Below are 7,687 nucleotides of genomic sequence, written 5' to 3' on the forward strand. Positions count from 1 at the left end.
CGCAGAACCAACTGGACAATGACCGTAGACCGGCGCCTGGACACCTCCACCGAAACCTACCCGGACTGGGCCCCAGACCGCGGAACCATAGCAACAGACCCCGACCTACCCAACAGGCTCCACCTGCCAGTGGAAGTTCAGCACATGCTCTGCCTCCCACACACCGGAGCCGTGCTATTCCTGATCCGCTCCTACCTCCTACCCCTCACCGACATCGCCCAAATACCCCTCTGGCGCGAACGCCTAGGCCACGTACTCACAGAACTCCCCGAAGACATGGCCGAATACAAAGGCATCAGCCGCTACCGCAAAGCCGCATCCACCTGGCTACTGACCTAACACCCAAGCCAACCCACAACACCGCACAAAAGGGAACTAAAGATCTAATGAGTGAGGAGAGAATCATGGCATTGCGAATCGGAATCATTGGCGCGGGCCCCAGCGGCATGGCACAACTGCGGGCGTTTGAATCAGCACGCCAAAAGGGTGCCGCCATCCCCGATATCCTCTGTTTTGAAAAGCAGGCGGACTGGGGTGGCCAGTGGAACAACAGCTGGCGAATCGGCCTGGATGGCGATGGCGAGCCTGTCCACAGCAGCATGTATAGGCATCTGTGGTCCAACGGGCCCAAGGAATGTCTGGAGTTCTCCGACTACACTTTTGACGAGCACTTTGGCCGTGCCATCTCCTCCTTCCCGCCCCGGGAGGTTCTCTTCGACTACATAAAGGGCCGTGTGGAAAAGTCGGATGTCCGCAAATACGTCCGGCTCAACACCGTTGCACGCCACACCAGCTACAACGAGGACGCGCAAGAATTTACCCTGACAGTGGAGGACCTTTCCACCGGCACCACGGAGACGCACATCTTTGACAAGCTAGTGGTTGCCACCGGTCACTTCTCCGTCCCTTCAGTCCCCGAGTTCAGAGGCATCAAAACCTTCCCGGGCGAAGTCATACATGCCCACGATTTCCGCGGCGCCGAACGCTTTGTCGGCAAGCGCCTGCTCATGATCGGCAGCAGCTATTCCGCCGAGGATATCGGCATGCAGGCACACAAGATGGGTGCCGCGTCCATCACCCTGAGCTACCGCACCGCCCCCATGGGCTATCACTGGCCCAGGAATACGGTGGAGCGCCCGCTCGTCACGTACTTTGACGGCAGCATCGCGCACTTTAGCGACGGCACCCAAGGTGACTTTGACGTCGTCGTGCTGTGCACCGGATACCAGCACAAATATCCGTTCCTGCCCAACGAGCTGTCGCTGAAATCGGCAAACGTGCTGTACCCCGCCAACCTCTACAAAGGAGTGGTGTGGCAGCAGAACACCAACCTGTTCTACCTGGGGGCGCAGGACCAGTACTACACCTTTAACATGTTTGACGCCCAGGCCTGGTTTGCCCGCGATGTCATGACCGGAGTCATCGAGCTACCGTCTCTGGCGCAGCGCGAGACAGACATCCAGCTCTGGCTCAAGCGCCAAGCAGGGCTGACGGACCACGATGCCGAGACTGACTACCAGTCGGACTACCTGGGCGAGCTGATCGACGCCACCGACTACCCATCCTTTGACTTGGACGCAGTCTCCCAGTTGTTCAAGGACTGGATGGGCAATAAGCACGCGGACATCCTCGGCTACCGCGACGCCGTCCACCGCTCCGTGGTCACCGGCACCGTGTCGGCAAAGCACCACACGCGCTGGCTCAACGCCATGGATGACTCCCTGGAACGGTACCTGCAGGGCCCTTCGGAGGACGTGGACGCAGGTGCGCCCGCCGCCACCAGCACTGTGGCCGTTTAGGTGCGGGGGTCCCTACTGGTAAATCGTTGATGAATCCTACAAATTGGAAACTAAAAAGATTCAATCAACGCTAAATTCTTGTAGGTTTTTATCGGAATGAATGGGTAAATCGACTACTAACCTACGCACCCGTTACACGCATCATGGCGGCAGGCAGCCACCGCGACTGGTCTAACGCCTCCCCGCAGAATCGCCCCTCCTGACCGAATTCCGTAATCTTTCAAGAAATGGTTGGACCGATGAACACCAACACAACTAAGCAGCAGCCCAGCCCGACACTGACGACCGGTGAGGCGATCAATTTCTGGCCAGCGAAGACTATGGAACCGATGAAGATCGGGGGCCCACGCTTACGCTGCCGATTCATAAATGCCCACCCCATCGGCCCATGGGACGACTTCATACTCTCCGAATGGGAGCTGGAGGCCTGTGCCTGGGAGGACTTTCACCCGCACAGCGAGACCAATTTTGTGGTGGAAGGCGAACTCCATATCGAGAGCCAAGGCAAGACCGTCATCCTGAAACCGGGGGATTCGGCGCGTGTGAATCCCGGCGGAGTGGGCCGGTACTGGGCCCCGGTTTACTCGCGAATGGTCACTGTCTATGGACCCAATCCGGAAGGCCTGGCGTCCCATTCCTTCCGGTACGAGGAAATCTAGGGCCCGTCGATGATGCGGCCTCCCTCGATGACTAATTCCATGGTGTGCGGCGTAGTCACGGGGTTTTGGCGCAAGCTTGTTCAGAATGGGCGGTATCTATCTAACCAAAAGCCGACGCCTTAGCAGCCAACACCGTGATCACAAAGATGAAAAAGAATTGCCCGTGGGTTCGGCGACCCGACCAACTACCAGTCACGTATCCTACTGAGAGCCGCCCGGACGGTGGCATAGTTTCATTTCAGCGGGCTGGTATTCACCACGAAACGCGGAGAACCTTCAAACACTTAAAGCGACGGGCAGCAGGAAGAGCCCTCCGGTTCTATGGACATTTATCGTTCAGAAATCCCACCAATTAGCGCTGCGGTTCGCAGGAGCCTTCCCAGTTGGGGTAGGTCAAAAAAGGAGAGCTTAATGAGCGAGAAATTGCGTTGGGGCGTTTTGGGTAGCGCCCGCATCGTCCGCAAGACAATTCCGGCGTTGCAGGAAACGAAAAACGGTGAGGTTGTAGGTATCGCTTCCCGTACCGAGGAAAAGGCTAGGGAGTACGCCGACAAGCACGGGGTCCCACAGGCGTTTGGCTCTTACGAGGCGCTGCTCGCTTCGCCGGACATCGACGCCGTCTACATTCCGCTGCCGAACGCACTACACCTCGAGTGGATTCTAAAATCCTTGGACGCAGGCAAGCACGTCCTCTGTGAAAAACCCTTGGCGATGAGTGCCGCCGAGTGCGAGGAGATTATGCGCAAGGCCGACGAGACCGGACTGAAAGTCTTAGAAGGCTTCATGTACCGTTTTCACCCACGTTTCGAGAAGCTGCAAGAGCTGCTCGCGGCCCGAGCGGTGGGCAAATTGACATTTGTCCACGTCGGTCACTCCTTCGACGCGGGTGGGGACGACAACATCCGCTGGTATACCGGGCTCGGCGGCGGCGCACTCTTCGATGCGGGGTGCTACTGCGTCAACGTGAGCCGGATGGTCACCGCGCAGGAGCCGACTCGATTCGCCGCCTTTGGCAACTACCGCGACGCCAACGACGGAGGTCGAATCGACACCAGCATTGCGGGCATGCTGCGCTTTCCCGGCAGCGCAACTGCACTTTTTGATACCGGTGTGAACCTTGAGCGCCGCAACTTTTTAGAACTTACGGGCACCGAGGGCCGGCTCTACCTCGACAATCCTTTTGGCCTCTTGGAGGAGGATTCGGTGCTGGAGGAGCACCACTTCGGGCAGGAGACTATCTATCACGAGGTCAAAGGCGAAAACCACTTCGTACGGATGGGCGAGCACTTTGCCGACAGCGTCCTAAACGGTACGCCGCTGCGCTACGATCTCAGGGACGCGGCAAACAACGCGCGGGTTTTGGTAGGCCTCGACAGGGCAGCACGGAAACAAGAGGAGGCGGCTGAATCGTGACCAAATTCTGACGCTGGCCCGAGCGTTAGCTGTAGATTTCGCCGCTCCAGCCGGAGACGCCAATCGCAAAGCCGGTTTTCGGCGTCCATTCCCCATTGCCGAAACCCATCCAGCAACTAGTTCCCCATTGTTGATGACGCCGCAGCCAATCTCCCTTTCGGACATCCTCGGTCAGTCGGGGCCTGAAGAACTTCCCTTTGAGATGAGAACCGTGAGCCGTGCGGGGGACAGCCCCCGGTTTTTCGGGGTAGTTCCAGCCGAGGAGTCGGCCTAGATGACCACAAGCCAATCACTGCTCAAATCCGACTGAACCCTCATGGTGAGGGTTACATGTGTCTTTTGACGGGCGATTCCACAGGTGATAAGCCCAAAATCCATGCCAGAGTGACGAGAAAGAAAGACGCCGCATCCATGACCCAGTTCACCGAACGCACTATCCTTGTCTCCGGAGCCGATACCGCGGAGGTTAGCAGACCTTTGCGACCCGTGATCGATCAGACGTTTGACGCCGTCCTGTTCGACATGGATGGCACCCTCATAGACTCGACCCCCGCGGTGCGTCGCGCCTGGTTCGCGTGGTGTGCCGAACGTGGACTCGATCCATCGTTCCTCGAGGGTGCCCACGGCCAGCCGGGCCGGGACATTGTGGCATCCCTGGTCCCGCCCGAAGAGTTCGACGAAGCCTTTGAGCGCATTCAACAAATCGAGATCGCCGAAGTCAGTGATGTCACCATCCTTCCGGGAGCAGCCGAAGCGCTCTCGGCCATCGGGGAGAACCGCAAAGCGATCGTCACCTCCTGCACACGGCCCCTGGCCACGGCACGAATCACGGCCTCCGGGCTGGTCCCGCCCCGCGTGGTAGTCACCGCCGACGACGTCGTGCGCGGCAAACCGCACCCCGAACCCTTCGCGAGCGGCGCCCAGCGGCTGGGCTTGGACCCCGCCCGCTGCCTCGTCATCGAGGACGCAGCGGCCGGTCTGCGCTCCGCCCAGGATGCCGGGTGCACGACCCTGGCGGTGGCGGGTACACACGTAGCGGCTGATCTGAGTGCCGATCTCGTCATTAACAGTTTGGTTGAGCTCAAATTCTTGGCCACGGCCAGCGGTATCCACGTTGCGTGGCGAACATCCTGAGTCGGGTGAAGGTACCGGCTCTTAACATCGTCTGCGGGAGCGCACGTCAGTGCCGTGAAGGCATTCAATGTCATCGATGACACTGTCGTCTAACTGAGTAGCATGAGCGTTACATCGACAGCCCTCAATCTGTCGCCGACACCGCCGCAGATCCTCCATTAGCCGGTTCTTAGCCGGTGCAGCAACAGTTGGGGCGTCTTGTGATCTAGTCAATTATCCGACGCTAGGCCAGAAGAGTGTCCGGCGACGACCGTCCAGGCAACAGTTTCGAGATGCCGTGAGTCTAAAAAATGAGCTAGCCGGATAGGCACTAGCCGTCTATAGGCCGCCCGGGCGTGGATGCCGGCCGGCCGCCGGGACTGTGGGAAACTGTGGACGTGAATATTGCCGCGCCCGTCGCGCCCGACGATGACACGATTCCCGCCAAGCCGCAGGCGCGCCCGCTTTCTGGATCCGTCGCGCCGGGAACAGGCCTTTTCGACGCCATCCTTTTTGACGCTGTCCTTTTTGACCTTGACGGCACGCTTGTCGACCCGGCGGGAGGCATCACCGGTGGCATCGCCCATGCGCTGCAGGCCTTGGGCCTGCCCACGCTCGAGCCCGCAGAGCTGGAGAAAATGGTCGGGCCCAAGCTCTCCGACGCGCTCGTGTCGATTGCCGGCGTGCCGGAACCCCTGGTGGGCGAGGTCATAGCCACGTACCGCGCCTGGTATGCAGGGGAGGGGATGGCGATGTCGAGGGTGTACCCGGGAATCGGGGAGCTGCTTACAAAACTCCGTGCTGCGGGCTTGCAATTGGCCGTGGCCACCCAGAAGCCCGAGCCGCTTGCCCATACGCTGCTGACCCACCACGGGCTGGCCGATTCCTTTGACCTGATCTGCGGATCGCACGCTGACGAGACGCTCATGCCCTTCGAGCCGGGGTACCGGGCAGACAAGACAGGTGTCATCGCCGCGGCCCTCGAGGGGCTGGAAGGTCATGCCAGCCCACACTCTACAGCGCGCCGCACCATCATGGTGGGGGACCGGCACCAGGACGTCTACGGTGCGCGCGCCAACGGCTTGGACTGCATTGGCGTCTCATGGGGTTTCGCCCCTGAAGGCGAACTGGCGGCGGCAGGCGTTGCGGAAGTCGTGCATTCCTGCACGGAACTTGGCCGGGCTCTGGGACTTGCCCCGGCCGGAACGGGGGCGGTCGGCTCATTTGGATTCGCCCCGGCTCGATCAGGCAGCGATTGAACCTGGCAATCGTCAGTGGGAAGGGTTTAGTCACGGCGGTCAAATTCACTTCTCCTCCTCCAAGATGGGCCTATCGTCCATCTTCCTGACACGGGGGGTCAGAGGAAACCCTCATTCGCGACGGTTGGAACTCCCCTTCGGTTAGGCCGCCGGGTCGATCGTCACATATGCCGGCCGAACGGATGAGCCCACAGCATGTGCTTCCGCTTGCAAAGGTGACCAGCCTGGGCTGCCCTGGCCGCTGCTTCGTTTCATTGCCCGGGCCGCGGGCGCGCTCTTCCTCCCTGGCGTCCGTAAAGGGAAGGACAGACGACGTTCCCACATGGGTGCAGGTCTCACACTTATTGGCCGGGCGTACCCTGAATCGGCTAATTGCCGGCGGCGCTGCCGGTGTGGACCGGGGTTTTACGTGAAGAAGGAGAGGGAAATGGTCATGGCGCTGCTGGCCGCGCAGAACCTAGCCGAGGGGGACCTGGACGTGTGAAGCTGGGATAAAGGCTTCGAGATTGGCCCGGCGGTCAGAGGCTTTGATCGACCATCTTCAGGCCGATCACGCAGCCCACCAGCCCAAAAATGAGCAACACCTTGATCACCGAGGTGGACTCGCCGCCAAAGATCATGGCGTAGCTGACCGTAATCGCGGCCCCAATGCCCACCCACACAGCGTAGGCCGTTCCGGTGGGGATTTCGCGCATGGCCACGGCTAGGCCCGCCATGCTCATCAGGATGGCGATGGCAAAAACAACGGTCGGCCCAAGTTTGCTGAAGCCGTCGGACTTGCCCAGTGCGGTGGCCCAAACAGCTTCCAAAACCCCCGATGCCACAAGAATGATCCACGACATGACTATTGACCTTCTGCTCTCCTGACAGAAGTGTGCGTCAGGATTTCTGTGGTAAGTGGGAAAGTATGGGCAACCGGGTAGATTTCGAGGTTCTCACACTACCTTGGCCGTTCCGCAGTTACCCATGAGTGCTACCACTCTACTCAGCCGCGTGGCGCGAATCCTCCCGGCGGCATCTGGATGTCTCCGGCGGCCAGGTGATCCTGCGGATGTTCCGGCGTCGACTCCGGTGCCACGCACGGGGTGATTGTCTTTGTCTGCTGCCGTTGACGCCGTTCTTCTTGGTGCCGAATTGGAGCTTTTTTCCCTGGAGGGTAGACCCCTACATTTATCATCCCGGCCACAGAACGCCAGGCACCGCCGGCGCCGACCGAGGCTACATCGAAACTCATAGCGGCGTGCTCGGGTCACGAAGCGATTTGCGACAACTTTTAGTTGGCATAGCCATCTTTTTGGGGTGGGATGGTTTGGCCTGTCCTTAAGTGTAGTAAGAACTGTCAGAAAACAGTGTTCCTCCTGCCCGTTTGTTTCGAGACGATGGTTGTGAGCCAGAAAGTATCTGTTCGGCCGTTTTGGGGCCGATGATCGAATCGAAGGGGTTT

At 59.7% G+C, this 7,687-nt stretch carries 7 protein-coding genes; 6 read left to right on the forward strand and 1 reads right to left on the reverse strand.

The window, feature by feature from the left end:
- From OS914_RS17675 to OS914_RS17700, 6 genes are all read left to right on the forward strand, one after another.
- Window positions 1-339, forward strand: a 339-nt coding sequence (locus OS914_RS17675; protein WP_267547373.1) for a heme-dependent oxidative N-demethylase subunit alpha family protein, incomplete at its 5' end; no start/stop codon positions are given.
- A gap of 65 nt (window positions 340-404) precedes the next feature.
- Window positions 405-1,799 carry an NAD(P)-binding domain-containing protein gene (locus tag OS914_RS17680; protein WP_267547374.1) on the forward strand — a complete coding sequence of 465 codons (1,395 nt, stop codon included), beginning with the start codon at window positions 405-407 and terminating at the stop codon, window positions 1,797-1,799.
- A gap of 239 nt (window positions 1,800-2,038) precedes the next feature.
- Window positions 2,039-2,458 carry a cupin domain-containing protein gene (locus tag OS914_RS17685; RefSeq protein WP_267547375.1) on the forward strand — a complete coding sequence of 140 codons (420 nt, stop codon included), beginning with the start codon at window positions 2,039-2,041 and terminating at the stop codon, window positions 2,456-2,458.
- Window positions 2,459-2,869: 411 nt separating this feature from the next.
- The gene (locus OS914_RS17690; protein ID WP_267547376.1) at window positions 2,870-3,871 is read left to right on the forward strand and encodes a Gfo/Idh/MocA family protein; all 1,002 of its coding nucleotides are present in this window, start codon (window positions 2,870-2,872) and stop codon (window positions 3,869-3,871) included.
- A gap of 384 nt (window positions 3,872-4,255) precedes the next feature.
- Entirely contained in the window at window positions 4,256-5,005 is a 750-nt protein-coding gene (locus OS914_RS17695; protein WP_267547377.1) for an HAD family hydrolase, read from the forward strand.
- A gap of 377 nt (window positions 5,006-5,382) precedes the next feature.
- Entirely contained in the window at window positions 5,383-6,243 is an 861-nt protein-coding gene (locus OS914_RS17700) for an HAD hydrolase-like protein (protein ID WP_267547378.1), read from the forward strand.
- A 518-nt stretch (window positions 6,244-6,761) separates the two neighbouring features.
- Here the strand turns inward: OS914_RS17700 and OS914_RS17705 are convergent.
- Entirely contained in the window at window positions 6,762-7,085 is a 324-nt protein-coding gene (locus OS914_RS17705; protein ID WP_267547379.1) for a DMT family transporter, read from the reverse strand.
- Window positions 7,086-7,687: the final 602 nt, after the last annotated feature.

It is taken from the genome of Arthrobacter endolithicus, assembly GCF_026627425.1.
In the GTDB taxonomy this organism is placed as follows: Bacteria; Actinomycetota; Actinomycetes; order Actinomycetales; family Micrococcaceae; genus Arthrobacter_M.

Bases quoted from the DNA above. Each gene is read 5' to 3' on its own strand.
- OS914_RS17680 (WP_267547374.1), top strand. From the start codon at position 405: ATGGCATTGCGAATCGGAATCATTGGCGCGGGCCCCAGCGGCATGGCA.
- OS914_RS17685 (WP_267547375.1), top strand. From the start codon at position 2,039: ATGAACACCAACACAACTAAGCAGCAGCCCAGCCCGACACTGACGACC.
- OS914_RS17690 (WP_267547376.1), top strand. From the start codon at position 2,870: ATGAGCGAGAAATTGCGTTGGGGCGTTTTGGGTAGCGCCCGCATCGTC.
- OS914_RS17705 (WP_267547379.1), bottom strand. From the start codon at position 7,085: ATGTCGTGGATCATTCTTGTGGCATCGGGGGTTTTGGAAGCTGTTTGG.